The organism is Microbacterium lacusdiani, assembly GCF_054779895.1.
In genome coordinates this window covers 136,193-161,582 of record NZ_BAAGXJ010000003.1, presented here as the reverse complement: position 1 = coordinate 161,582, position 25,390 = coordinate 136,193, and the positions used below count along the sequence as shown (strand labels likewise).

21 protein-coding genes, 1 tRNA gene and 1 other RNA gene are annotated in these 25,390 nt (G+C 72.3%); 10 read left to right on the top strand and 13 right to left on the bottom strand.

Features of this window, described 5'->3' with window-relative positions; genetic code table 11:
- Positions 1–54 precede the first annotated feature (54 nt).
- The 4 genes from ACYVGN_RS02860 to aceE all read right to left on the bottom strand — a co-directional run bounded on the left by ACYVGN_RS02860 (position 55) and on the right by aceE (position 6,032).
- Entirely contained in the window at positions 55–1,056 is a 1,002-nt protein-coding gene (locus ACYVGN_RS02860; protein ID WP_460788643.1) for a beta-ketoacyl-ACP synthase III, read from the bottom strand.
- A 20-nt stretch (positions 1,057–1,076) separates the two neighbouring features.
- Positions 1,077–1,988: an ACP S-malonyltransferase gene (locus ACYVGN_RS02855; protein WP_055988719.1), complete on the bottom strand. Its 912-nt coding sequence runs from the start codon at positions 1,986–1,988 to the stop codon at positions 1,077–1,079.
- A gap of 85 nt (positions 1,989–2,073) precedes the next feature.
- Positions 2,074–3,297 carry a PucR family transcriptional regulator gene (locus ACYVGN_RS02850; protein ID WP_055988718.1) on the bottom strand — a complete coding sequence of 408 codons (1,224 nt, stop codon included), beginning with the start codon at positions 3,295–3,297 and terminating at the stop codon, positions 2,074–2,076.
- An 8-nt stretch (positions 3,298–3,305) separates the two neighbouring features.
- Positions 3,306–6,032 carry a pyruvate dehydrogenase (acetyl-transferring), homodimeric type gene (gene aceE / locus ACYVGN_RS02845; RefSeq protein WP_460788642.1) on the bottom strand — a complete coding sequence of 909 codons (2,727 nt, stop codon included), beginning with the start codon at positions 6,030–6,032 and terminating at the stop codon, positions 3,306–3,308.
- Positions 6,033–6,438: 406 nt separating this feature from the next.
- On the opposite strand from aceE, the gene ACYVGN_RS02840 reads away from it, so the two are divergent.
- The 5 genes from ACYVGN_RS02840 (at position 6,439) to ACYVGN_RS02820 (ending at position 9,830) form a co-directional block, all read left to right on the top strand.
- Complete coding sequence (locus ACYVGN_RS02840) at positions 6,439–6,699, top strand: MOSC domain-containing protein (protein WP_230667460.1); 261 nt, start codon at positions 6,439–6,441, stop codon at positions 6,697–6,699.
- A 48-nt stretch (positions 6,700–6,747) separates the two neighbouring features.
- Positions 6,748–6,820, top strand: a tRNA-Val gene (locus tag ACYVGN_RS02835).
- Position 6,821: 1 nt separating this feature from the next.
- Positions 6,822–7,589 carry a zinc ribbon domain-containing protein gene (locus ACYVGN_RS02830; RefSeq protein ID WP_134745125.1) on the top strand — a complete coding sequence of 256 codons (768 nt, stop codon included), beginning with the start codon at positions 6,822–6,824 and terminating at the stop codon, positions 7,587–7,589.
- Positions 7,586–8,068 (top strand): reverse transcriptase-like protein, encoded by a 483-nt coding sequence (locus ACYVGN_RS02825; protein ID WP_082542937.1) that lies wholly within the window; start codon positions 7,586–7,588, stop codon positions 8,066–8,068. The genes ACYVGN_RS02830 and ACYVGN_RS02825 overlap by 4 nt, the downstream gene beginning before the upstream one ends.
- 19 nt (positions 8,069–8,087) lie before the next feature.
- On the top strand, positions 8,088–9,830 hold the full coding sequence (locus ACYVGN_RS02820; protein WP_460789213.1) for a bifunctional 3'-5' exonuclease/DNA polymerase: 1,743 nt from the start codon (positions 8,088–8,090) through the stop codon (positions 9,828–9,830).
- A gap of 46 nt (positions 9,831–9,876) precedes the next feature.
- On the opposite strand, the gene aceB is transcribed toward ACYVGN_RS02820, so the two are convergent.
- Complete coding sequence (gene aceB, locus ACYVGN_RS02815) at positions 9,877–11,538, bottom strand: malate synthase A (RefSeq protein ID WP_460788639.1); 1,662 nt, start codon at positions 11,536–11,538, stop codon at positions 9,877–9,879.
- Between the two features lie 49 nt (positions 11,539–11,587).
- Positions 11,588–12,901, bottom strand: a complete 1,314-nt coding sequence (gene aceA, locus ACYVGN_RS02810) for an isocitrate lyase (protein WP_055988713.1) — start codon at positions 12,899–12,901, stop codon at positions 11,588–11,590.
- A 131-nt stretch (positions 12,902–13,032) separates the two neighbouring features.
- On the opposite strand from aceA, the gene ACYVGN_RS02805 reads away from it, so the two are divergent.
- Positions 13,033–14,487: a helix-turn-helix domain-containing protein gene (locus tag ACYVGN_RS02805; protein WP_460788637.1), complete on the top strand. Its 1,455-nt coding sequence runs from the start codon at positions 13,033–13,035 to the stop codon at positions 14,485–14,487.
- A gap of 42 nt (positions 14,488–14,529) precedes the next feature.
- Positions 14,530–14,899: RNase P RNA component class A (gene rnpB / locus ACYVGN_RS02800), an RNA gene on the top strand.
- A 54-nt stretch (positions 14,900–14,953) separates the two neighbouring features.
- On the opposite strand, the gene ppgK is transcribed toward rnpB, so the two are convergent.
- The 5 genes from ppgK to ACYVGN_RS02775 all read right to left on the bottom strand — a co-directional run bounded on the left by ppgK (position 14,954) and on the right by ACYVGN_RS02775 (position 18,444).
- A complete protein-coding gene (gene ppgK, locus ACYVGN_RS02795) occupies positions 14,954–15,706 on the bottom strand; it encodes a polyphosphate--glucose phosphotransferase (protein WP_055988711.1) in 753 nt (250 codons plus the stop codon).
- A 110-nt stretch (positions 15,707–15,816) separates the two neighbouring features.
- Positions 15,817–16,197 (bottom strand): RNA polymerase-binding protein RbpA, encoded by a 381-nt coding sequence (locus ACYVGN_RS02790; protein ID WP_055988710.1) that lies wholly within the window; start codon positions 16,195–16,197, stop codon positions 15,817–15,819.
- A 109-nt stretch (positions 16,198–16,306) separates the two neighbouring features.
- Positions 16,307–17,080: a glycerophosphodiester phosphodiesterase family protein gene (locus ACYVGN_RS02785; RefSeq protein ID WP_460788634.1), complete on the bottom strand. Its 774-nt coding sequence runs from the start codon at positions 17,078–17,080 to the stop codon at positions 16,307–16,309.
- The gene (locus ACYVGN_RS02780) at positions 17,077–17,973 is read right to left on the bottom strand and encodes an SPFH domain-containing protein (protein ID WP_055988708.1); all 897 of its coding nucleotides are present in this window, start codon (positions 17,971–17,973) and stop codon (positions 17,077–17,079) included. Before ACYVGN_RS02780 ends, ACYVGN_RS02785 begins: the two co-directional genes overlap by 4 nt.
- 3 nt (positions 17,974–17,976) lie before the next feature.
- Positions 17,977–18,444, bottom strand: coding sequence for an NfeD family protein (locus ACYVGN_RS02775; RefSeq protein ID WP_460788632.1), 468 nt, complete (start codon positions 18,442–18,444; stop codon positions 17,977–17,979).
- Between the two features lie 177 nt (positions 18,445–18,621).
- Between ACYVGN_RS02775 and ACYVGN_RS02770 the strand changes: the two genes are divergently transcribed.
- Genes ACYVGN_RS02770 through ACYVGN_RS02760 form a run of 3 tightly spaced genes read left to right on the top strand, consistent with a single transcriptional unit; the run spans position 18,622 to position 21,229 of the window.
- The gene (locus ACYVGN_RS02770) at positions 18,622–19,398 is read left to right on the top strand and encodes an SDR family oxidoreductase (RefSeq protein WP_055988706.1); all 777 of its coding nucleotides are present in this window, start codon (positions 18,622–18,624) and stop codon (positions 19,396–19,398) included.
- Between the two features lie 50 nt (positions 19,399–19,448).
- Positions 19,449–20,021, top strand: a complete 573-nt coding sequence (locus ACYVGN_RS02765) for an anthranilate synthase component II (protein WP_460788631.1) — start codon at positions 19,449–19,451, stop codon at positions 20,019–20,021.
- On the top strand, positions 20,021–21,229 hold the full coding sequence (locus tag ACYVGN_RS02760; RefSeq protein ID WP_460788629.1) for an anthranilate synthase component I family protein: 1,209 nt from the start codon (positions 20,021–20,023) through the stop codon (positions 21,227–21,229). The genes ACYVGN_RS02765 and ACYVGN_RS02760 overlap by 1 nt, the downstream gene beginning before the upstream one ends.
- 10 nt (positions 21,230–21,239) lie before the next feature.
- Here the strand turns inward: ACYVGN_RS02760 and ACYVGN_RS02755 are convergent, their stop codons facing one another.
- Together ACYVGN_RS02755 and ACYVGN_RS02750 are read right to left on the bottom strand one after the other, a co-directional pair.
- Positions 21,240–22,172, bottom strand: coding sequence for an AEC family transporter (locus tag ACYVGN_RS02755; protein ID WP_134745119.1), 933 nt, complete (start codon positions 22,170–22,172; stop codon positions 21,240–21,242).
- Complete coding sequence (locus ACYVGN_RS02750) at positions 22,169–25,378, bottom strand: S41 family peptidase (protein WP_460788627.1); 3,210 nt, start codon at positions 25,376–25,378, stop codon at positions 22,169–22,171. Before ACYVGN_RS02750 ends, ACYVGN_RS02755 begins: the two co-directional genes overlap by 4 nt.
- Positions 25,379–25,390: the final 12 nt, after the last annotated feature.

The window sequence follows — 25,390 nt, the reverse complement described above, 5'->3', positions numbered from 1 at the left end:
TCGGGTTATCGGACGACGGAACCGTGGTTCAGTCTAGGGTCGCGGCGCGCGCCGTCACGGGAGGACGACGACCTGCGCCGCGAAGACGAGGCCGGCGCCGAAGCCGATCTGCAGGGCGAGCCCGCCGCTGAGCTCGGGGTTCTCCTCGAGCAGCCGGTGGGTGGCGAGGGGGATCGATGCGGCCGACGTGTTGCCCGTCGTCTCGATGTCGCGCGCGATCTTGACGGTGTCGGGCAGGCCCAGCTGCTTCGCGAACTCGTCGATGATCCGCATGTTCGCCTGGTGGGGGATGAACGCGGCCAGGTCCTCCGGCTGCACGCCGGCGGCCTCGAGCGCCTGCTTGGCGACCTTGGCCATCTCCCAGACGGCCCAGCGGAAGACGGTCTGGCCCTCCTGACGCAGCGTGGGCCACTCGGACACGCCGTCGCGGAACTCCGTGAGCGTGTGGTTCATGCCCACGGCGCCCGCCTTCGAGCCGTCCGAGCCCCAGATCGAGGCCGACACGCCGGGGGTGTCGCTCGGGCCGAGCAGCGCCGCGCCCGCGCCGTCGCCCAGCAGGAACGAGATGCTGCGGTCGGCCGGGTCGACGATGTCGCTGAGCTTCTCGGCGCCGACGACCAGCGCGTAGCGGGCGGCGCCGGCGCGGATGAGCGCGTCGGCCTGCGCGATGCTGTAGCAGTAGCCGGCGCACGCGGCGTTGACGTCGTACGCCGCGGCGGGATTGGCGCCCACGCGGTCCGCCACGATCGCCGACACCGACGGCGTCTGCTTCGGGTTGCTGATGGTCGCGACGATCACGAGGTCGACCTCGGCGGGGTCTACGCCCGCGCGCTCGATCGCCTGCTGCGCGGCAGCGCTGGCGAGGTCGATCGCGTCGGTCTCGGCCGTGGCGCGGACGCGGGTCACGATGCCCGTGCGCTGGCGGATCCACTCGTCGCTCGAGTCGATCGGCCCGATCAGGTCCGCGTTGGGCACGGCGTTCTCGCCGCGTGCGGCTCCAAGTGCGTAGATGCGGGAGTGCGGGGCCCCGACGGCCTCCTTGAGCGTGACGGTCATCCTGCGTTATCCGTTCTTCTTCAGGCCGCGAGCAGCTCGAGGGCTGCCGCGAGGTCGTCCGGCGTCTTCACGGCCACCGTGGGCACGCCACGCAGGCCGCGCTTGGCGAGCCCCGTGAGCGCGCCGGCGGGCGCGAGCTCGATCAGGCCCGTGATGCCCCGGTCCGCGAACGACGCCATGCAGAGGTCCCAGCGCACGGGCGCCGCGACCTGGTGCACGATCAGCTCGAGCGCGCGCGGGCCGAAGCCCACCGTGCCGCCGTCGCTGTTGGTCCACAGGCGCAGGGCGGGGTCGGCGATGTCCTCGATCGCGTCGACCGCCGCCTGCAGGGCATCCTTGGCCGGTGCCATGAAGCGCGTGTGGAACGCGCCGGCGACCTGGAGCGGGATGACGCGGCTGCCGCGAGGGGCGTTCTCCGCGAGCGCCGCGAGGCCGGGCAGCTCGCCCGCCGCGACGATCTGGCCGGCGCCGTTGTAGTTCGCGGGGGTGAGGCCGTTGTCGGCGATCGCCTGGAGGACCTCGGCCTCGTCGCCGCCGACGACCGCGCTCATGCCGGTCTCGACCTGCGCCGCGGCGTCGGCCATCGCGCGGCCGCGCACGCCCACCAGTCGCATGCCGGACTCGGCATCGATCACACCGGCGGCCACGAGCGCGGCGACCTCGCCGACCGAGTGTCCGGCGACGCCGTCCGGGCGGGCGCCGCTCGCGGTCAGCTGCTCCCACGCCAGCACGCTGGCCGCGACGATGAGCGGCTGCGCGATGCGGGTGTCGCGGATGGTGTCCGCGTCCGATTCCGTGCCGTGCGCGACGAGGTCCACGCCGGCGGCCTCGGAGAACGCGGCGAGGCGCTCGCGGGCGCCGTCCAGCTCGAGCCAGGGGGAGAGGAAGCCAGGGGTCTGCGAGCCCTGTCCAGGGCAGACGACGACGATCACCCGACCAGTCTGCCAACCTTCACGGGCGACCGCTGGCGGGGGCCTCACAAGATTCCCGCGAACAGTTGTATGTGTCGTGTAACGATCAGCGCGGGCGGCGGACGGCGGCGCGGCGCCGTCCGGCGTCCGCGGAGCCGATCGAGCCCAGGATCAGCGCGGTCTGCAGGATGAGCGCCTCACGCGGACCCGTGGCGTCCCATCCGATCACGTCGCTGACGCGCTTGAGGCGGTAGCGCACGGTGTTCGGGTGGACGAAGAGCTCGCGCGCCGTTGCCTCGAGCGACCGTCCGTTGTCGAGGTAGCTCCACAGCGTCGTGACGAGGTCCGTGGAGTGCGCCGCGAGCGGGCGGTAGATCCGGTCGACGAGCGTCTGCTTCGCGACCGGGTCGCCCGCGAGGGCGCGCTCGGGCAGCAGGTCGTCCGCCTCGACGGGTCGGGGCGCATGACGCCAGCCGCGCGCGACGGCGAAGCCCGCGAGCGCCGCCCGGGCGCTCTGGCTCGCGTCGACCAGCGCGGGCACGGTCGGACCCAGCACGAGGTAGCCCTCGCCGAACGACGGCTCCAGGTGCGTGGCGATCTCGCCGAACGGCATGCAGTCCGCGTCGGGCTCCTCGCCGGCGGGCTGCGCCCGGCCGATCACGACGACGAGCCGGGATCCCTGCACGCCCACCAGCACGTCCACGCCGAGCTTGCGCGCCGTGCGGCGCACCTGGTCCACGTCGAAGAGCTGCGGGGCCGTGCCCACGAGCACGCAGACCTCGCCGTGGCCGTGCCACCCGAGCGCCGCGATGCGGCTCGGCAGCTCCTCATCGGCCTCGCCGGTCAGGATCGAGTCGACGACCAGAGCCTCGAGGCGCGCGTCCCACAGCCCGCGGGACTCGGCGGCGCGCGCGTACACGTCCGCCGCGGTGAACGCGACCTCGCGCGAGTACAGCAGGATCGCCTCGCGCAGGTCATCGCTCTTGGACGCGACCCGCTCCTCGACGACCTCCACCGTGATCCGGATCAGCTGCAGCGTCTGCTGGAGGCTGACGCTGCGCAGCAGCTCACGCGGCGCGGCCGCGAAGATGTCCGCCGCGATCCACGGGGTGGACGTCGGGTCGTCGTACCACTGGATGAACGACGTGATGCCCGCCTGCGCGACGAGGCCGACGGCCGATCGTCGCGCAGGCGGCATGTCGGAGTACCACGACAGCGACTGCTCGAGCCGCGTCGTGGTGGCCGTCGCCAGATCCCCGGAGATCCGGCGCAGCCATGCCAGCGTCGCGGTCTTGTCGAGCGGGGGCGTGGCGTCCTGAGCGTTCGCCACGACCGCGCTCAGCTCTCCCCGCCGGCGTTGCCGGACGTGCCGGCGTTGACGTCGTGGAGGCGGTACTTCTCGATGGCCTGGCCGATGACCGAGCGGTCGACCTTGCCCTCGTCGGCGAGACCCTGCAGCGCGCGGACCGCCATCGACGGGCCGTCGATCTTGAAGAAGCGACGGGCCGCGGCGCGGGTGTCCGAGAAGCCGAAGCCGTCGGCGCCGAGCGTCAGGTAGCGCTGCGGAACCCACGGGCGGATCTGATCCTGCACGGCGTGCATGAAGTCGCTGACCGCGATCACGGGGCCCTCGGCGCCGCGCAGCTTCTCCGTGATGTACGCGGTCTTCGGCTCGGCCTCCGGGTGCAGGAAGTTGTGCTCGTCGACCGCGAGGCCGTCACGGCGCAGCTCGGTCCAGCTGGTGACCGACCACACGTCGGCGATCACGCCCCAGTCGTTCTTGAGCAGCTCCTGCGCCTCGAGCGCCCACGGCACGCCGACGCCCGACGCGAGCAGCTGCACGCGGGGTCCGTCGCCCTGGCCCTCCGAGATGCGGTGGATGCCGCGGAGGATGCCGTCGACGTCCACGTTCTCCGGCTCGGCCGGCATCACGATCGGCTCGTTGTAGACGGTGATGTAGTACATCACGTCCGGGTCCTCGTGCTGGCCGCCGTACATCCGCTCGATGCCCGAGCGCACGATGTGCGCGATCTCGTAGCCGTAGGCGGGGTCGTACGAGACCGTCGCGGGGTTGGTGGCCGCGAGCAGGTGCGAGTGGCCGTCGGCGTGCTGCAGGCCCTCGCCCGTCAGGGTGGTGCGGCCGGCCGTCGCGCCGATGATGAAGCCGCGCGCCATCTGGTCGCCGGCCGCCCACTGGGCGTCGCCCGTGCGCTGGAAGCCGAACATCGAATAGAAGATGTAGATCGGGATCAGGGGCTCGCCGTGCGTCGCGTACGACGTGCCGGTGCCGGTGAAGGCCGCGAGGGCGCCGGCCTCGTTGATGCCGACGTGGATGATCTGGCCCTGCGGGCTCTCCTTGTAGGCCAGGAGCAGCTCGCGGTCGACCGACGTGTAGTTCTGGCCGTGCGGGTTGTAGATCTTCGCCGTCGGGAAGTACGAGTCCATGCCGAACGTGCGCGCCTCATCCGGGATGACCGGGACGATGCGGTTGCCGAAGCCGTCGACCTTGAGCAGGTCCTTCACGAGACGCACGAACGTCATCGTGGTGGCGACCTCCTGCGTGCCGGAGCCCTTCTTCAGCAGCGCGTAGTCCTTGTCCTGCGGGAGCGGGATCTGCGTGTACTTGCTGCGGCGCTCGGGCAGGAAGCCGCCCAGCTGACGACGGCGCTCCAGCATGTACTGGATCGTCTCGTCGTTCTCACCCGGGTGGTAGTACGGCGGCTGGTAGGGGTTCTCCTCCAGCTGCTTGTCGGTCACGGGGATGTGCATGGTGTCGCGGAACAGCTTGAGGTCGTCCAGCGTCATCTTCTTCATCTGGTGGGTCGCGTTGCGGCCCTCGAAGTGCGGCCCGAGGCCGTAGCCCTTGATGGTGTGGGCGAGGATGACGGTCGGCTGGCCCTTGTGCTCCATGGCGGCCTTGAACGCCGCGTACACCTTGCGGTAGTCGTGACCGCCGCGGCGCAGGCCCCAGATCTGCTCGTCCGTGTAGTCCTTGACGAGCTCGAGCGCGCGCGGGTCGCGGCCGAAGAAGTTCTCGCGCACGTAGGCGCCCGACTCGGCCTTGTAGGTCTGGAAGTCGCCGTCCGGCGTGCTGTTCATCAGGTTGAGCAGCGCGCCCTCGGTGTCGCGGGCGAGCAGGTCGTCCCACTCGCGGCCCCAGATGACCTTGATGACGTTCCAGCCGGCGCCGCGGAAGAAGCTCTCGAGCTCCTGCACGATCTTGCCGTTGCCGCGCACGGGGCCGTCGAGGCGCTGCAGGTTGCAGTTGACCACGAACGTCAGGTTGTCGAGGCCCTCGTTCGCGGCGACCTGCAGCTGGCCGCGGCTCTCGACCTCGTCCATCTCGCCGTCGCCGAGGAACGCCCACACGCGGCTGTCGGAGACGTCCTTGATGCCGCGGTTGGTGAGGTACTTGTTGGTGAGCGCCTGGTAGATCGCGTTGATCGGGCCGAGGCCCATCGACACCGTGGGGAACTGCCAGAACTCCGGCATGAGGCGCGGGTGCGGGTACGACGACAGGCCGTTCGCGCCGGCCGACTTCTCCTGGCGGAAGCCGTCGAGCTGGCCCTCGGACAGGCGGCCCTCGAGGAACGCGCGGGCGTAGGTGCCGGGGGAGGCGTGACCCTGGATGAAGATCTGGTCGCCGCCGGAGGGGTGGTCCTGGCCGCGGAAGAAGTGGTTGAAGCCGACCTCGTACAGCGACGCCGACGACGCGTAGGTCGAGATGTGGCCGCCGACGCCGATGCCGGGGCGCTGCGCGCGGTGCACGGTGAGGGCCGCGTTCCAGCGGATCCACGAGCGGTAGCGGCGCTCGAGCTCCTCGTCGCCGGGGAACTCGGGCTCGTCCTCGGGCGCGATGGTGTTGACGTAGTCCGTGGTCGGCACCATCGGGACGCCGAGGTGCAGGTCCTTCGAGCGCTTGAGGAGGCTCAGCATGATCTCGCGACCGCGCTGGTGCCCCTTCGCGTCGACGAGCTCATCCAGTGACTGCTGCCACTCGCTGGTCTCTTCGGGATCGCTGTCGAGGGGTCCCTGCGAGTACGGATCCTGGTCGTGAACAGCCACCGGATGCCCTTTCGTCGAGCGGGGCAGGTCGTGCCTCGCGAAAACGTGCCTGCGCGTGCGCCGACGGGTCGGGTGCGCACGCGTGATCGCCCATCAGCCTAGCCCCACGCGGAGAGGCAGGATGGAAGCGTGCAATTCGTGCAGTCCCTGTATCGCCATCCTGTCAAGGGGTTCACGCCCGAGCGCCGCGAATCGCTGGTCGTCGGGCCGGACGGCCGGGTGGTGGGGGACCGCGTGCTCGCGTTCCGGTTCGCCGACGCCGCGACGCCGGAGGACCGTGACGGCCTGGACCACTGGCCCAAGAGCCGCGGCCTCGCGCTCATGGACTTCCCCTCGCTCGCGCGCCTGCACGTGACGTACGACGAGGAGCCGGGGCGCCTGCGGGTCGCGGTTCCGATCCAACATCGTGATCGGCGGGACCGATGCCTGGGCGGAGCTGTCCTGGGCCGGCCGCGTCACGATCGGCGCGGTCGCCTTCCGCGTGCAGGGGCCGATCGGACGCTGCCTCGCCATCCACGCCAACCCCGACACCGGGGAGCGGGACGCGGGGCTCCTCCGGATCCTCACCCGCGAGTTCGCGCAGGCCGAGCCGACGCTCGGCATCCTGCTGCTGCCCGAGGGCGCCGGGGGCGAGATCCGCGTCGGGGATCCCGTCCGGCTCGGCTGACTCTCCTCGTCGCGGATGGCGCACGGCCGCCCCGTAGACTCGAGGAACGGGCCTTTAGCTCAGCTGGTAGAGCACCTGGTTTACACCCAGGGTGTCGTCGGTTCGATCCCGGCAGGGCCCACATGAAAGCCAACCCCTCCGACCAGCTGCTCCTGCTCGACGTCGCCGACATCGACCGCCGCCTGGCGCAGGCCGAGCACGCGCGGAAGAACCCACCGCAGGCGGCCCGCGTGCAGGAGCTGATCGCGCAGCGCACGACGCTCGGCCGCGAGCTGGCCGCGCGCGCCGGCGCTCGCGACGACCTGCGGACCGAGCTCAAGCGCATCGAGGCCGACGTCGAGGTCGTGTCGGCGCGCCGGGCGCGCGACGCCGAGCGGCTCGCCTCGACCTCCAGCGCGAAGGACGCGCAGGGCCTCGAGCACGAGATCGCGAGCCTCGACCGCCGCCGCAGCGATCTCGAGGACGCCGAGCTGGAGCTCATGGAGAAGCTCGAGCAGGCCGAGGCCGCGCTGGCCGAGCAGCAGGCGCTCATGGACCAGACGACGTCGGAGGGCCAGCGGCTCAGCGCCGAGGCCAAGGCGCTCGTGGCGAAGGCGACGAGCGACATCGAGTCGCTCACGCGCGACCGCGCGGCCGTCGCCGGGCGCCTGCCGTCGGACCTGCTCGGGCTGTACGAGCGGATCGCGGCCCGCGGCGTCGGCGCGGCCCTGTTCACGCGCGGCATGTGCGGCGCGTGCAACATGGTGCTGCCGCCGAGCGATCTGCAGAAGCTGCGCGACACCCCCGCCGACGAGGTCGCGCACTGCCCCGAGTGCGGCACGATCGCGGTGCGGACGGCGGAGTCCGGCCTCACCCCGGGCGGCGTGCGGTTCACGGAGGGCGCCGAGTGAGCGCGGGGGCGCTCATCGTCGAGGCCGACGGCGGATCCCGCGGCAACCCCGGCGTCGCGGCGGGCGGCGCGGTCGTGATCGACCCCGCGACGGGCGAGGTCATCAGCGAACTCGGGGTCTACGTGGGCGTGGCCACCAACAACGTCGCCGAGTACAACGGCATGATCGCGGGCATCCAGGCGGCGCTCGAGCGCGACCCGAAGGCGATCCACGTGCGCATGGACTCCAAGCTGGTGGTCGAGCAGATGACCGGCCGCTGGAAGATCAAGCACCCCGACATGCAGGTGCTGGCGCGCCGCGCGCACGAGCTGATCGGCGGGCGCACCGTCACGTTCGAGTGGGTGCCGCGCAACGCGAACAAGCTCGCCGACGCGGCGGCCAACGAGTCGATGGACGCGCGCGCGAGCTTCCGCCGCGACCTCGACGCGCACTCGTCGGCGCCGGCGCCGGACGCGGTCGGCGGTGACGTCCTCTTCTGATCCGGTCGCGACCGCGTCCATGGGCGCGGACATGTCGCCGTGGGCGGATGCCGACCGGATCGCGCTGGGACGCACGCCCGGCGGGGGAGTCGTCGCGATCGCGCTGGACCGGGACCGCGAGCGCGGCCGACGGCCGCTGACCACCGCGGAGCTGCCCGCCTGGGTCGCCGAGCGCGAGTCGGAGGCGGCTGCCTCGGGGCGAGGGGTGCGCTGGGTCTGGTCAAGCACCGCCGCGTGGTACCCCGCACTGCTCGCGGCCGGCGTGCGCGTCGGGCGCTGCCACGACCTGCGCCTGTGTCACGCGATCCTCCGCGACGCGGTCCCCGGCGCGGCGGAGCTGCGGGCCGCGACGGCCTGGGATGCACCCGACGACGCGACGGCGGACCGCGCGGAGGCCCTCTTCGACCTCGAGGCGGGGCCCTCGGCGCCGCCTCGGGACGACCTGCGCGAGATCGTGGCGGAGCTCGCGCGCCAGGATGACGCCGCGGCGCGCGCCGCGGATCCCGGGCGGATGCGCCTCCTGCTGGCCGCGGAGTCGGCCGGTGCTCTGGTCGCCTGCGAGATGCGCGTGGCCGGCGTTCCCTGGGACGCGGAGCACCACGCCGCCATCCTCGCCGACGTGCTGGGCCCCCGCCGGGTGGGCGGCGTCCCCGAGCGGATGGCGCGTGTCGCGGCGGAGGTGCGGGAGGCCCTGGACGACCCGACGGTCTCGATCGATTCCCCGCCGCGCCTGCTGAAGTCGCTGCACGACGCGGGGATCCTCGTGGAGTCCACGAGCAAGTGGGAGCTCGGCCAGATCGATCACCCCGCCATCCCGCCCCTGCTCGAGTACAAGCGCCTCGCGCGCCTGCTCACGGCGAACGGGTGGGCGTGGCTCGACGAGTGGGTGCACGACGGGCGCTTCCGCCCCGTCTACGTGCCCGGCGGCGTCGTCACCGGGCGCTGGGCGTCGTCCGGCGGCGGCGCGCTGCAGCTCCCGCGCCAGCTGCGCGGGGCGCTGCGGGCGGATCCGGGCTGGCGCATCGTCGGGGCGGACGTCGCGCAGCTCGAGCCGCGCGTGCTCGCCGCCATGGCGCGAGACGAGCGGATGGCCGACGCCGCACGAGGCCGCGACCTCTACGAGGGCATCGTCGCGAGCGGGGCGGTCGCGACGCGCGCCGAGGCGAAGATCGCGGTGCTGGGCGCGATGTACGGCGCGACGACCGGCGACTCCGGTCGCCTCGTGCCTCGGCTGCGCAAGGTCTTCCCGCAGGCGATGGGGCTGGTCGACGCCGCCGCGCGCATGGGGGAGGAGGGCGGCGTGGTCGCCACCTGGCTCGGCCGCACCTCGCGACCGCCCGAGGCGGCGTGGCGCGCGGCCCAGGAGCGGGCGTCCGGGCCCGCCGCATCCGCCGCCGACGAGAGCCGCGCCCGTCGCATCGGGCGCGACCGCGGCCGGTTCACGCGGAACTTCGTGGTGCAGGGGACCGCGGCGGAGTGGGCGCTCGCGTGGCTCGCCGACCTGCGCCTGCGCCTCGCGCAGCTGCCCCCGGTCGCGGCCGATCGGGCGGCGCCGCGGTCCGGGCCGGCGTTCGCCCGGCGCGCGCACATCGCCTTCTTCCTCCACGACGAGGTCCTCGTGCACGCGCCGGCCGAGCAGGCGGAGGAGGCGGCCGAGGCCATGCGCGCCTCGGCCGCCTCGGCCGGCCGCCTCCTGTTCGGGACCTTCCCCGTGGACTTCCGGCTGGACCTGCGGATCTCCGACAGCGCCGCGAAGGACTGACGCCACCGGGGCCGCCCGAGCGAGACGGGCGGCCCCGGTTGCCGGTTCAGCGGTCGAGCTCGACCAGGTGCTCGGCGTACGCCTTCACGGTGAGGAAGGCCGGGAACGTCTCGCTCAGTGCGACGTCGCGGAACACCGCGGCGGCCTCGTCGAAGCGGTCGCCGTCGTGGCGCGGCGAGGCGGCGAGCACCTCGTCGACCAGGCGTGACACGTGCTCGCGCGTGATGGGCGTGCCCTCTTCGGTGCTGCGCTCCTGCCGGATCCACTGCCAGACCTGCGACCGCGAGATCTCGGCCGTCGCCGCGTCCTCCATGAGCCCGTCGATCGCGACGGCCCCGATGCCGCGCAGCCACGCCTCGATGTACCGGATCGCCACCGAGACGTTGCCGCGCACGCCCTCGTCCGTGATGGGACGACCGATCCACAGATCGAGCAGCTGGCGGGGGAACACGGTGACGTCGTCGCGCGTGCGCTCCAGCTGGTTCGGCCGGTCGCCGAGCACGGCGTCGAACTCGGCGCGGGCGACAGGGATGAGGTCGGGATGCGCGACCCACGTGCCGTCGAAGCCGTCGCCGGCCTCCCGGCGCTTGTCGGCGGCCACCTTCTCGAGGGCGCGCGCGTTCATCTCGGCGTCGTGCCGGCTCGGGATGAACGCGCTCATGCCGCCGATGGCGTACGCGCCGCGCCGATGCGCCGTCTTGACCAGCAGCTCGGTGTAGGCGCGCATGAACCCCACGGTCATCGTGACCTCGTTGCGGTCCGGCAGCACGAACCGTGCGCCACGGCCCCGGTAGGTCTTGATCGCCGAGAAGATGTAGTCCCATCGCCCGGCGTTCAGGCCCGCCGCGTGGTGGCGCAGCTCGTACAGGATCTCCTCCATCTCGAACGCCGCGGGGAGCGTCTCGATCAGCACCGTCGCGCGGATGGTGCCGCGGGGGATGCCGACGTACTGCTCCGCGAAGCTGAAGACGTCGTCCCAGAGGCGGGCCTCCTCGGCCGACTCCAGTTTCGGCAGGTAGAAGTAGGGCCCCGCGCCGCGGGCGATGAGTTCCTGGGCGTTGTGGAAGAAGTAGAGCCCGAAGTCCACGAGCGAGCCGGATGCCGGGCGGTTGCGGCCGTGGCGGTCGGTGAACCGCAGGTGGTGCTCCTCGAGGTGCCAGCCGCGGGGGCGCATCACGATGGTGGGCGTGCGCGCCGCCGTGACCTCGTAGCGCTTGCCCTCCGGGGTCGTGTGGGTGAGCCGCCCGCGGATGGCGTCGTGCAGCGACAGCTGTCCGCCGATCACGTTCCGCCAGGTGGGGCTGGTGGCGTCCTCCTGGTCGGCGAGCCACACGTCGGCGCCGGAGTTGAGCGCGTTGACGGTCATCCGGGGATCGGTCGGACCCGTGATCTCGACGCGCCGGTTCTCCAGTCCGGGGCCGGGCCCGGCGACGCGCCAGCCGTCGTCGTCCCGGATGCGCGCGGTGTCGTCGCGGAACCGCAGATCCCGGCCGGTGCCGATCTCGTAGCCACGACGCAGACGATCGGCGAGCCGGGCGTACCGCGCGGCGGCGAACAGCTCGTGGAGCTGCGCCAGGAACGCGAGCGCTTCCGGCGTGAGGATCTCCTCGAACCGGGGGTGGATGGCGCCCACCACCTCGATGGAAGGAGCGGTGGGTTCGGGCGTGGGGAAGTCCGTCCTCGTCGGGGCGGTGTCGATGATGGTCATGCTGCTCTCCTTGCGCTGGAGTGAATGCGGTGGCGCGCGGGGTGGGCGCTCAATGGAACTGCTCGGACTCGGTGGAGCCCACGAGGGCGAGGGTGGCGCTGTCGGGGTTGAGCGCCGTGGAGACGTGGTCGAAGTAGCCGGTGCCCACCTCGCGCTGATGCTTCGTCGCGGTGTACCCGTCCTTCTCGGCGGCGAACTCCGCCTCCTGCAGGTCGACGTACGCCGTCATGGCGTTCTCGGCGTAGCCGCGCGCGAGCTGGAACATCGAGTGGTTCAGAGCGTGGAACCCCGCGAGGGTGATGAACTGGAACCGGTAGCCCAGCGCGGCGAGCTCGTCCTGGAACGAGGCGATCTCGGCGTCCGAGAGCGCCCGCCGCCAGTTGAAGCTGGGCGAGCAGTTGTAGGCGAGCATCTTGCCCGGGTGCTCCGCGTGGATCGCTGCGGCGAACTCTCGGGCGAGCTCCACGTCGGGCGTGCCGGTCTCCACCCACAGCAGGTCGGCGTACGGCGCGTACGCCAGCCCGCGGGAGATGACCGGCTCGATGCCGTTCCGCACGCGGTAGAACCCCTCGCTCGTGCGCCCGCCGGTCAGGAACGGGCGGTCGCGCTCGTCGACGTCGCTGGTCAGCAGATCGGCCGCCAGGGCGTCGGTGCGGGCGATCTGGATGGTCGGGACGCCCGCGACGTCGGCAGCGAGGCGCGCGGCGTTGAGGGTGCGGATGTGCTGCTGCGTCGGCACGAGCACCTTGCCGCCGAGGTGGCCGCACTTCTTCTCGCTCGCGAGCTGGTCCTCCCAGTGGATGCCGGCGGCGCCGGCCTGGATCATCGCGTGCGCCAGCTCATAGGCGTTGAGCGGACCGCCGAACCCGGCCTCCGCGTCCGCGACGATCGGTGCCATCCAGTCGCGCGTCGTGCCGCCCTCGGCGTGCTCGAGCTGATCCTGGCGCAGCAGCGCATTGTTGATGCGGCGCACCACAGCCGGAACGGAGTTGGCCGGGTACAGCGACTGGTCGGGGTAGGTCTGGCCCGACAGGTTGGCGTCGGCCGCGACCTGCCAGCCGGAGAGATAGATGGCCTTCAGACCGGCGCGGACCTGCTGGACCGCCTGGTTCCCGGTCATCGCGCCGAGGGCGCGCACCGGCTCGGCGTCGGCCAGGCGCTGCCAGAGGGTCTGCGCGCCCCGCCGGGCGAGCGTCGCGTCCTCGCGGACCGTTCCGCGCAGCCGGATGACGTCCTCGGCCGTGTAGTCGCGCGCGATCCCGCTCCAGCGCGGGTCGGCGCTCCACTCCAGGCGCAGGTCGTCCGCGGTCTGCGTCTGGTCGCCCGGGCGGGCGGGCATGGGGTGCTGATCGAGAGTGCTCATCGTCGTGCTCCTCGTCTCGGGGGACTTCTTGAGGTCCACGATCTGTGAAGAGAAGCGCGCGTAGACCAAGTTCGCCGGGAGAAGATCGCCAGATCTTCTGTTCTGCGGACCTTCTGTGGCATGATCCCGGCATGACCACGGCGGAACTTTTCGACGAAGACGGTCCCGATGCTCTCGCGGTGGGGCGCCGCATCCGGCAGCTCCGCGCCGAGCGCGGCATGACCCTGGATGCCCTCGCCGCGGCGGTCGGGCGTGCGCCGAGCCAGCTGTCGATGCTCGAGAACGGGCGCCGGGAGCCGCGCCTGTCGATGCTGCGGGCGATCGCGAAGGCGCTGGGCACCGGGCTGGACGCCCTGCTCGAGACCGAGGCGCTCGACGAGCGCGCGGGCCTGGAGCTGGCGGTCGAGCGCGCGCTGCGCTCTCCCCGGCTGCAGTCGCTGGGGCTGGAGCCGTTCCGGATCTCCAAGTCCGTGCCGGATCACGCGCTCCAGGCGATCCTGTCGCTCGCGGCCGAGGTCGACCGGCTCCACGACGAGCGCGCCGCGACACCGGAGCAGGCGCGGCGGGCGAACCTCGAGCTGCGCAGGCTCATGCGCCGCCAGCACAACTACTTCGCCGAGCTCGAGCAGCACGCGCGCGACCTGCTCGCGGCGGTCGGCCACCCCGGTGGGCCGCTGACTCAGCGTGCCGCGAGCGACATCGCGGCCCATCTGGGATTCACGCTGCACTACGCACCGGACCTCCCGCAGACCACGCGAAGCGTCGCGGACCTGCGCCACCGGAGGATCTACCTGCCGGAGCGGGTGAGCGGCGATCCGCGCACCGCCGTCCTGCAGGCGCTCGCCAGCCGTGTGCTGGGGCATGCGGAGCCCGCCGACTACACGGAGTTCCTGCGTCAGAGGGTGGAGCAGAACTACCTCGCGGGGGCTCTGCTGATCCCGGAGGATCACGCGGTTCCGTTCCTGCGCGAGGCGAAGGCGCGGCGAGCGATCTCGATCGAGGATCTGCGAGACGCGTACGCCGTCTCGTACGAGAGCGCCGCGCACCGGTTCACCAACCTCGCGACGCGCCACCTGGACATCGCCGTGCACTTCCTCAAGGTGCACGAGTCGGGGACGATCACGAAGGCCTACGAGAACGACGACGTGAACTTCCCGACGGATCGGCTGGGATCGATCGAAGGCCAGCTGTGCTGCCGCCGGTGGACGAGCCGGGTCGTGTTCGACATCGACGACCGGTTCAACCCCTACTACCAGTACACCGACACGGGAAACGGCACCTACTGGTGCACCGCGCGCGTCGAGCACTCGAGTCAGGGGGCCCACTCGGTCAGCGTGGGCGTGCGCTTCGACGACACGAAGTGGTTCGTGGGGCGCGACACGCCCCATCGCGGCGTGTCGAGGCACGCGGTGGAGACGTGCTGCCGACGCCCGCCGGCGGAGCTCGAGGCAGCCTGGCGCGACGGGGCCTGGCCCAACGCGGCCACGCCCCGCACCCTCCTCGCCACCCTCCCGACGGGCTCGTTCCCGGGGGTCGACACCACCGAGGTGTACGCGTTCCTCCAGGCGCACGCGCCCAGGAGCTGACGCCGCGCTCACAGGCGCGACGCCTACACTGGAACGTGCGAATGGGTCGGCCGGACGGCCGCGTCGCGGGCGGTCCGCCGCCGCGCGCCGAGGAACGTCCGGGCTCCACAGGGCAGGGCGGTGGGTAACACCCACCCGGAGTGATCCGCGAGACAGTGCCACAGAAAGCAGACCGCCAGGACCTCGTCCTGGTAAGGGTGAAACGGCGGTGTAAGAGACCACCAGGGGTCGCGGTGACGCGATCCGCTCGGTAAACCTCGCCCGGAGCAAGACCAGACAGAGGATGTTGACGCGGCCCGCCGAGTCCTCGGGTAGGTCGCTGGAGCGTCACGGCAACGTGTCGCCGAGAGAGATGGCCGTCAAGGGGGCGCGAGCCCCTGAACAGAACCCGGCGTACAGGCCGGCCCATTCGTCCCATGCAGAAGTGCCCGGATCCGTGAAGGATCCGGGCGCTTGCTGTCTCAGGTCAGAGGGCCAGGGAGGCGGCGCCGATGATGCCGGCGTTGTTCAGGTGCGTGGCCGTGCGCATGGGGGCGCGCGTCTTCAGCAGCGGCATGAACTTCTCGGGGTTCTTCGACACGCCGCCGCCGACGAGGATCAGGTCGGGCGAGAACAGGAACTCGACGTGGTCGTAGAACTCCTGCAGGCGACCGGCCCAGTCCTCCCAGGAGAGGTCCTCGCGCTCGCGCGCGGTCGGCGCCGCGTAGGCCTCGATCTTCTCGCCGTTCCACTGCAGGTGCCCGAGCTCGGTGTTCGGCACGAGGGCGCCCTCGAACAGGAACGCCGAGCCGATCCCGGTGCCGAGCGTCGTCAGGATCGTGAGGCCGGGCTGGTCCTTGGCGCCGCCGAAGCGCAGCTCGGCGAGGCCGGCCGCGTCCGCGTCGTTCACGAAGTGGATGCTGCGGCCGAGACCCTCCTCGAAGAACTTCTCGGCCTCGAAGTCGATCCACTTCTTCGACACGTTCGACGCCGACATGGTGCGGCCGTGCTTCACGATCGTCGGGAAGCAGATGCCCACCGGCAGCTCCTCGGCGTCGGGACCGAGCAGCTCGATGAGCTCCGTGACGGTCGCCAGGACGTCCTTGGGCTTCGCGCCCTTGGGAGTGGGGATGCGGACCCGGTCGCTGACAAGCTCGCCCTTGCCGAGGTCCACGATGCCGGCCTTCATGCCGGTGCCGCCGATGTCGATGCCGACGGCTCGATCCACGCTGTTCGCCATGCGCCCAGCCTATTGGAGCGGCGGGCACGCCGATGACGCATGACGTCGCCCGGCGGCGGGCACACGAAAGACGCCGGCCACGCGGGCCGGCGTCGTCGTGGGGGAGTCGGTCAGGCCGACTTGGCGCGCGTAGGGTCCTCGCCCGCGCCGCGGCGCGCGCGGATGAACTCCAGACGCTCCGCCAGGATCTCCTCGAGCTCCGGGATGGTGCGGCGCTCCAGGAGCATGTCCCAGTGCGTGCGCGGCGCCTTGTCGCCGCTGTGGTCGACCTCGACCGTGCTGCCGTCGACCTTCAGAAGCGCCTCGCCGCCGCAGCCGCGGCACTCCCACGTCTCGGGGGCCTCGGCGTCGGCCGCGAACGTCAGGGTGGTGTCGCGGTCGCAGGCAGCACAGTGGTACGTGTACTGGGTCCGCTCCATGAAAACGACGCCCTCTTCGCTCTGGAGGCTCTGGGCGCCGAGTCGGATTCCGCGAAGGCTGCGATCTGCCATTGTGTGGTCCTCTCGTCGGTGACAGGTATAACGTCCCCGCCTGTGCACATCATCCGAAGCGGACGCCGCCATCCGCCTTTCCCAGCGGAATCCCAGCGGGATGGCGCGATCAGCGCGCGAGCGTCTCGAGGGCCACGTCGGCGACGTCCGTGACGATCCCGTCCACGCCCATCGCGACCAGCTCGCGCATGCGCTCGGCGTCGTTCACGGTCCACACGTGGACCTCCACGCCGCTCTCGTGCGCCCAGGCGAGCAGGCGCGGCGACAGGACGCGGACCGCGCCGCGGCGCTCCGGGATCTGCAGGGCGTCGAGCCCGCGCAGCAGCCGGGTCGCGAGGGGCTTGAGGTGCAGGGCGACCGCCGCCACAAGGAGGGCGACCGTGCCCGTGCCGGGGGAGGTGGCGGGCAGCGCGGGCGCCGCCGCGGCGAGGGCCGCACGGCGGCGCGCATCCGAGAAGCTCGTGACGAGCACCCGGTCGGCGTGCTCGGCGATCATCCGTCCGAGCGGCACGGCCGCCGCCGGCGCCTTCACGTCGAGGTTGAAGCGCGTCGTCGGGAACGCCTCGAGCGTCTGCGCGAGGGTCGCGAGCCCGCCTCGGTCGGCCATCAGCAGCTCGAGCTCGCGCAGCGTCACGGCCGCGAGCGGCCGCGGGTCGCCGGTCACGCGTTCGAGCGTGTCGTCGTGGAAGAGCACGACATGGCCGTCGGCCGTGAGGTGGCAGTCGGACTCGACGTAGTCGGCCCCTGCGGCGTGCGCGGCGGCGATCGCCGCGAAGGAGTTCTCGACCACGAACTCGTCGTCGTGCAGCGGTCCGCGGTGGACCAGGCCCCGATGGGCGAGGACGCGCGGGTGGGCCGTGCCCACCAGGTACGGGTGCGTCACGCCCTGTCGGCGGGGCGCGCGAAGCCGCCCGCGATGCCCTTGAGCGCCTCGGTGAGCTCGCTGGGGATGAGCCACAGCTTGCTCGCCTCGCCCTCGGCGATCTTCGGCAGCGCCTGCAGGTACTGGTAGGCGAGCAGCTTGTCGTCCGGCGCTCCGGCGTGGATGGCGTGGAACACGGTCTGGATCGCCTGCGACTCGCCCTCGGCGCGCAGGACCTGGGCCTGCTTGTCGCCCTCGGCCTTGAGGATCTCCGCCTGCCGGGCGCCCTCGGCGACGAGGATCTGCGACTGCTTGTGCCCCTCGGCGGTCAGGATCGCGGCGCGGCGGTCGCGCTCGGCGCGCATCTGCTTCTCCATCGCATCCTGGAGCGTCGCGGGCGGATCGATCGCCTTGAGCTCCACGCGGCCGACCTTGATGCCCCACTGCCCGGTCGCCTCGTCGAGCGTCGCGCTGAGCTTGGCGTTGATGACGTCGCGGCTGACCAGCGCCTCCTCGAGGTTCAGGCCGCCGACCACGTTGCGCAGCGTCGTGATCGAGAGCTGCTCGACCGCCCCCAGGTAGTTGGCGATCTCGTAGGTCGCGGCGCGCGGATCCGTGACGCGGAAGTACACGACCACGTCGACCGCGACCGACAGGTTGTCCTCGGTGATGACCTGCTGCGGCGGGAACGACACGACCTGCTCGCGCAGGTCGACCCGGGCCCGCGGCCGGTCGATGATCGGGAAGAGCAGGTGAGGGCCGCCGAACAGCGTCCGGTGGTAGCGGCCGAGCCGCTCGATGATGAACGCCTCGCTCTGCGGCACGATGCGGATCGCCTGCACGAGGATCGTGATCACGACGACCACCACCGCGGCGGCAAGGATCCACAGCAGGACCGTTCCGATGAGCTCCATGATTCAGGCCTCCTGTGCGGGGGTGGGCGCGGGCGCGACGATCGCGGTGGCGCCCTGGATCGACTCGACGACGATCGGGGTCTGCGGCGGCAGGTCGGCTCCGTCGCGCACCCGCGCCGACCACGAGTCGCCGTTGACGAGCTTCACGCGGCCGGAGAGCGCCGTGACGGTCTCGGTCACCACGCCGCGGCGACCGACCAGCGCGTCGACGTTGAACTTCTGCGGGTCGGAGCCCTTGCGCAGGCGGCGCAGGAGCGGGGGCCGCAGCAGGAGGAGGAAGGCGACCGCGGCTACGGCCGCGATGATCACCTGCAGCCACAGCGGAGCATCGGCGAACGCCGCGATCATGCCGGCCGTGGATCCGAGGCCCAGCATGAGGAACGTCAGCTCGCCCGACATGATCTCGATCGCCAGGAACAGGGCGATCAGCGCCACCCAGCCGACCCAGGCCCACTGCTCGATGAACTCCATGCGGCCCTCCTTTTCCGCACCATACCAGCGCCGTGCGACGCGGGCATGGACAACGGCGCGCCCACGACATTGGAGGCTCGGCACACAGGCGCGCGCGACCGCGTTGGTACTGTCGAACAGACCCGGGCGCGCATCGCCGCGCCCATCCGGATCCCGCTCGAACCCCCAGGAGTCCCCGTGACCGACGCCCCGTCGCAGCCCATCGCCCCCGGCACCCTGACCGGCAAGGTCGCGCTCGTGACCGGCTCGTCCCGCGGCATCGGCGCCGACACCGTGCGCTACTTCGCCCAGGCCGGTGCGGACGTCGTCATCAACTACCGCAACAAGGCCCCTCGCGCCGAGAAGCTGGCGAACGAGGTGCGCGAGCTGGGCGTGAAGGCGCTCGTGGTCGGCGCCGACCTCACGGACACGTCCACCGTGCAGGCGATGTTCGAGGCGGTCCAGGAGGAGTTCGGCGGCCTCGACATCCTCGTGCTGAACGCCTCGGGCGGCATGGAGTCCGGCATGGAGGAGGACTACGCCCTGAAGCTCAACCGCGACGCGCAGGTGGGCGCGCTGCAGGCGGCGCTGCCGCTGCTGCGCGAGGGTTCGCGCGTGGTCTTCGTCACGAGCCACCAGGCGCACTTCATCCGCACCACGCCGACCATGCCGGAGTACGAGCCGGTCGCGCTCTCCAAGCGGGCCGGCGAGGACGCGCTGCGCGAGCTCATCCCGTCGCTCGAGGAGAAGGGCATCGGCTTCACCGTGGTCTCGGGCGACATGATCGAGGGCACCATCACGGCGACCCTGCTCGAGCGCGCCAACCCCGGCGCGATCGCCCAGCGCCGCGAGTCGGCCGGCAAGCTGTACAACGTGTCGGAGTTCGCGGCCGAGGTGGCCCGCGCGGCCGTGGACCCCGTGCCCGCCGACAACACGCGCCTCGTCGGCGACGTGAGCGCCTTCGCGGGCGAGTAACGGGCGGCGGTCGCGGCCGCGGCGAGGTCCGCGGCCCGCACAATAGATCCATGCCCTCGCATGACGTCGTGGTCGTGGACCACCACGACAGCTACACCGGGAACCTCGTGCATCTGATCGCACGGGTCACCGGTGGGCTGCCGCGCGTCGTCGAGCACGACGAATGCACCGCGGCGGATGTGCTGAGCCACGACTTCGTGGTGCTCTCGCCGGGGCCGGGACATCCGGCGGATCCGCACGACTTCGCGGTCGGGCGGGAGATCCTGCGCGCGGGGGAGCGGCCGGTGCTCGGGGTGTGCCTGGGCATGCAGGGCATCGTCACGGCCTTCGGGGGAGTGGTGGAGCGGGTCGACCCCGGTCACGGCGTCGACGCAACCGTGCGGCACGACGGATCAGGACTGTTCGCGGGACTTCCCGACGGCTTCCGCGCCATCCGCTACCACTCGCTCGCGGCGCTCGAGCTGCCGGACGACGTGCGGGTGACCGCGACGGACGCGCGCACGGGCCTCGTGATGGGCGTTGCGCACCGCACGCTGCCGATCGCAGGCGTGCAGTTCCATCCGGAGTCCATCCTGACCGAGCACGGCGAGGACATCGTGCGCAACTTCCTCGGCGCCGCGTGATGGGCGGGTTCCCGGCCGCGACGACGGCCGCCCGGTGCGTGTGGCTGCAGGCGGGCGACGGCGGGCCGCAGCTGGCGTGGCTGGAGCCGTCCGACGTCTCCCTGACGTACTCCGCGGCCCGCCGCGAGGTCACCCGCCACGTCGACGGGCGCGCCGAGGTCGTCGGCGACGACGTGTTCGCGGTGCTCGCAGCGGAGCTGGCCGAGGGCGCGGCGGATGACCGCTGGTACGGCTACTTCGGCTACGCGTCGCGCCCCGACCTGCCCGCGCGCTCCGACACACGGCTTCCGGATGCCGTGTGGATGCGGCCCTCGCGCGTCGAGCCGCTCGAGTTTCCCGCCGCTCCCGCCGCGGACGTGCTCGGCTCGCTCCCGCCCGAGCGGACCCCCGGCTGGTACCGGGACGCGTTCGACGCCGTGCAGGAGCACCTCCACGCCGGCAACTCCTACGAGGTGAACCTCACCCACCGGGCGAGCGTGCGGAGCGTGCTCGCGCCCGCCGAGGCGTTCGAGCGCCTGCGCGCCCTCAACCCCGCGCCCTACGCGGCGTATCTGCAGCACGACGTCCCGGGCGCGCGGGCGTTCGTCCTGGGATCCTCGCCCGAGCGCTACGCGCGGATCGATGCGGACGGGGGAGCGCGCACGATCGAGGCGAAGCCCATCAAGGGGACCACGCCGCGCGCCGCGACGCCGGCCGACGACGCGGCGGCAGCCCGGCGCCTCGCCACGGATCCGAAGTTCCGATCGGAGAACCTCATGATCGTCGACCTGCTGCGGCACGACCTGTCGCAGGTGTGCGAGGTCGGCACGGTCGAGGTGCCCTCCCTGATGGCGGTCGAGTCGTACGCGTCGGTGCACCAGCTGGTCTCGACGGTGCGCGGCACGCTCCGCGGTGACGTCGGGACGGTCGACGCGCTGCGGGCGCTGTTCCCGGCCGGGTCCATGACCGGCGCGCCCAAGCTCCGCACGATGCAGATCATCGACGAGGTCGAGCCCACCCCGCGGGGTGCGTACGCCGGCGCCATGGGCTGGATCGCCGCCGACGGGCGCGCGGACCTCGGCGTGATCATCCGGACGCTCCTGACCGACGGCGGCGGCGAGTACGTGCTCGGAACCGGCGGCGGGATCACCGTGCAGTCGGACGCCGACGACGAGTACGCCGAGTCCCGCTGGAAGGCGGAACGCCTCCTGCGCGCCCTGCGCGTGTGACCCGCCGAGGTCAGGTGCCGAAGATCATCGCGGCGGCGAAGACGACGGGGACGCAGCAGAACGTGGTGAGGAAGACGACGTCGCGCGCGAGCACCTCGCCCACGCCGTAGCGCTGCGCGTAGTTGAACACGTTCTGCGCGCTGGGCAGGGCGGCCAGCACCACCACGACCAGCATGGCGTGGCCGTCGAGCTGGAACAGCAGCCCGAACGCCCACGCGACCACGGGCATCACCAGCAGCTTCATGGCGGTGGCGAGCAGCACGTCGGGGCGCGACGCTCGGGTGGTCAGCACGCGCTGGCCGTGCAGGGACATCCCGAAGCTGAGCAGCAGGACCGGGACCGCGGCGCCGGCGAGCAGGCCCACGGGCTCCATGACGAGCGGCGGGAGGTCGACACCCGTGACCGCCACGAGAACCCCGAGTGCCGCGCCGATGATCATGGGGTTGCGCAGCGTGCGGCGCATCACGCGCCCGAGCTCGCGGGGCCCCGCGACGCCGCCCGACGACACCGCGTCGAGGATCGCGAGCACGATCGGCGTGATGACCAGCAGCTGCACCAGGATGATCGGCGCGGAGTACGCGCCGTTGCCGAGCAGGTAGGTGGAGATCGGGATCCCGATGTTGTTCGCGTTGACGTAGCCCGCGCCGAGCGCGCCGAGCACGATCTCGCCCGTCGAGCGCCTCCAGACCAGGCGCGCGACGAGCGCGTACACGAGGAAGATCGCGAACGCGGCGAGCATGGACACCGGCAGCAGCGCGGAGAAGAGCAGCGTGAGGTCGGCGTCCGACAGCACCGCGAACAGCAGGAACGGGTTGAGGACGAAGAACGTCAGCCGGCTCAGGACGTACCGCGCGTGCTCGCCCAGCAGGTCGATGCGCGCGACGATGTAACCGGTGACGATGGCGAGGCCGACGACCGCGAAGCCGGTCAGGACCCCGATCACCGGCGCGGGCGCACCCTGGGCGCCGGGAGCTCGGGCGGTGCGGCGGCGGGGGTCGCGGCCAGCCGGGCGAGCGCCTCGTCGATCGCGCGGTCGAGCTGCGGATCGTCCGCGCGGAGGATCTGCGCCGGGCTGTGCACGACCTCGATGTCGGGGTCGACGCCGTGGTTCTCGACGCCCCAGCCCTTGCCCTGCAGCCAGTAGGCGTACCGGGGCTGGGTGATCTTCGTGCCGTCGACGAGGGCGAAGCGGCTGTCGATGCCCACCACGCCGCCCCACGTCCGCACGCCGACGACAGGTCCCACGCCGAGCGCCTGGGCGCGCGCGTTGACGATGTCGCCGTCGGAACCGGAGAACTCGTTGGCGACCAGCACGACGGGGCCGCGCGGGGCGCGATCCGGATCCGGCATCATGTCGTCGAACTGCCGCGCGGCCGTCCACGCGATCACGCGGGACGCGAGCCGCTCCACGACGAGCTGGCTCGTGTGGCCGCCGCGGTTATAGCGCACATCCGCGATGACGCCCTCGGCGTCCGTCGCGATGCGCAGGTCGCGGTGCAGCTGCGCCCATCCGTAGCTCTGCATGTCGGGGACGTGGACGTAGCCCAGGCGTCCGCCGCTGCGCTCGGCGACGTATGCACGGCGGGAGCGCACCCAGTCCTGGTACCGCAGCACCTCCTCGTCCGCCAGCGGGACCACCACCACCCGGCGGTCCTCGCCATCACGGCGGAGCGTGAGCTCGACCGGGCGCTCGGCCGCCCCGATCAGCAGCGCCGACGGGCCCGCCACCGGGTCCACCGGGGCCCCGTCGACCGCGACGATCACGTCGCCCGCACGCGCCCCGACGCCCGCCTGCCGCAGCGGGGAGCGGGCGTGCGGGTCGCTGGACTCGCCCGGCAGGATCCGGTCGATGCGCCAGCCGTCCGCTGCGGGGGAGAGGTCCGCGCCCAGGAAGCCCAGACGCCGGCCCTGGTTCCCGAGCGGCGACGGGGGAGTCACGTACGCGTGCGAGGTGTTCAGCTCGCCCACCGTCTCCCACAGGATGTCCACGACGTCGTCGTGCGTGAGGGCGCGCTCGAGGACGGGGCGCCAGCGGTCGGTCACGGCGGCCCAGTCGACGCCGTCCATGTCGGCGCGCCAGAAGTGATCGCGCATGATGCGCGCGTTCTCGTCGAACATCTGGCGCCATTCGGCGCGCGGGTCGACGCTGAAACGCAGCCGGGACAGGTCCACGCGCACCGCGTCGTCCTTGGCGGGCCGGGTGGCGGGGACGACCGTGACCGCGTCGCGGTGGCGCACCACGACGCGCTCTCCGTCGCCCGAGACCGCGTATGCGTCGACGGCGTCGACCAGGGTCTCGACCTTGCGATCGGCGAAGGACCAGCGCTCGAGGCTGTCGGGCGTGGCCTCGTCCCGCACGCCCGCGCGCCGCGAGCCGAGCACACCCTGCTCGGGGTGCACGGCGACCCACAGCACGCCGCCATCGGCGCACGTGAGGTCGCGGTACTCCGCGGACGGCACCGGGAACGGCACGATCCGCTCCTCGGCGGCCTCGGCGTCCAGGTCGGGACACGCCACGGCGCCGTCCTCCGCCTTCCTCGGCGCGGAGAGCGGCCAGCCGTCGACGCTCGGGCCGAACGGGGCCGGCTCGGTCGCGGACAGGGGGATCAGCCAGGGCCGGGTCGCGCCGATGAACGCGAGGTCGAACGCGTGCTTGTTGTAGTGCGGATCGAACGTGCGGTCGGACAGGAACACGAGGTGCCTGCCGTCGTGCGTGAAGTCGGGGGAGCGGTCGTTGTACTGACCGGTGGTCAGGCGCACCGCGGGCGCCGATCCATCGGCCTCGGCGATCCAGATCGCGTGCAGGTCGCCGCCCGCGTCGACCGGCTGCGACCACGCCAGGTACCGGCCGTCGGGGGAGAAGCGGGGCGTGAGCGCCTCGCCGCGTCCGGACCGGCCGATCTGCCGGGCCGTGCCTGCCACGGGGTCGATCACGCGGATCGCGCCGTCGTGCGAGATGGCCGCGATCCTGTCACCCGCGGGCGAGGCCGCGAGGTGCAGCACCCGGCCGAGCTCCCCGGACAGGATGCGCCGCGGCGGCTCCGATCCGTCGAGCGCGAGCACGTCGATGCCATCCTCACCGGTCGCGTCGCTCACGACCGCGCCGAGGCCGGTGCGGCCCAGCACGATCGGCTCACGCGCGCGGATGCCGGAGTCGGCGAGCAGCGCGCGGGCCGGGCCCTCGCGGTGTGCGACCCAGAAGGCCTTGCCGCGCCACGCGACCAGGCTGCCCGAGGCGTCGTGGTCGGGCGCGAAGGCGTCGAGGCGGCGGTTCCCGCCCAGGACCAGGGGCTCCGGCGCCGTGCCGGGCAGAGTGACCTCGATCGTGCGGGGCCGGGCGTCCAGCGCATCGAGGATCCGCAGCCGACCCCGGCTGTGCCACACGATCCGCGACCCGTCGGTGCTCGGGTCGCGGACATAGCCCTCGTCGGGACCCTGATGTGTGAGCCGGCGCGGCTCTCCCTCGCCCGGGACGTCCCAGATCCACAGGTTCGCCTGCTCGTCGGCACGGTCGGGGAACGCGGCCGCCCGGTCGGACGCGAACACCAGCGCGTCGCCGACCCAGAGCGGGTCGGTGATCCCGGCGGTCTCGTCCGGCAGCAGCCGGCTCCAGTCGCCGCCGGCCTCGCGCAGCCACAGGCGAGGAGCGGTGCCGCCGCGGTAGCGCTTCCAATGAGCGGGCGGGCGGCTGCCGGGCGTCGCCAGGGCGACGCGCCCGTCCGCGTGCAGCGCGACGCCCGAGGCCATCCCGAGGTCCAGGCGCTCCCACGAGCCGTCCAGGGCGACGGCCTTCACGACCGTGTGGCGTGTGTTGGACTCGCCGCCGCTCGACGCGACGAGGATGCGGCCGTCCTGCGTCCAGCCGAGCAGGATCGTGCTCTGCGCGCCCCAGTATGTGAGCCGGCGCACCCCGCCGCCGGAGACCTCCGCCACCATGACCTCGGGATGCCCGTCCCGGTGCGACACGTAGGCGATCACGCTGCCGTCCGGAGAGAAGCGGGGCTGGCGCACCGGAGCGATGTCGCTCGTCACGCGCCATGCGCGCCCGCCGGTGACCGGAGCGACCCAGACGTCGTCCGCCGCCGTGAACGTCACGAGCTCGCCGTGGAGGTGGGGGTAGCGCAGATAGGCGTCCTCTGTCGAGCTCACCTCTTCAACCTA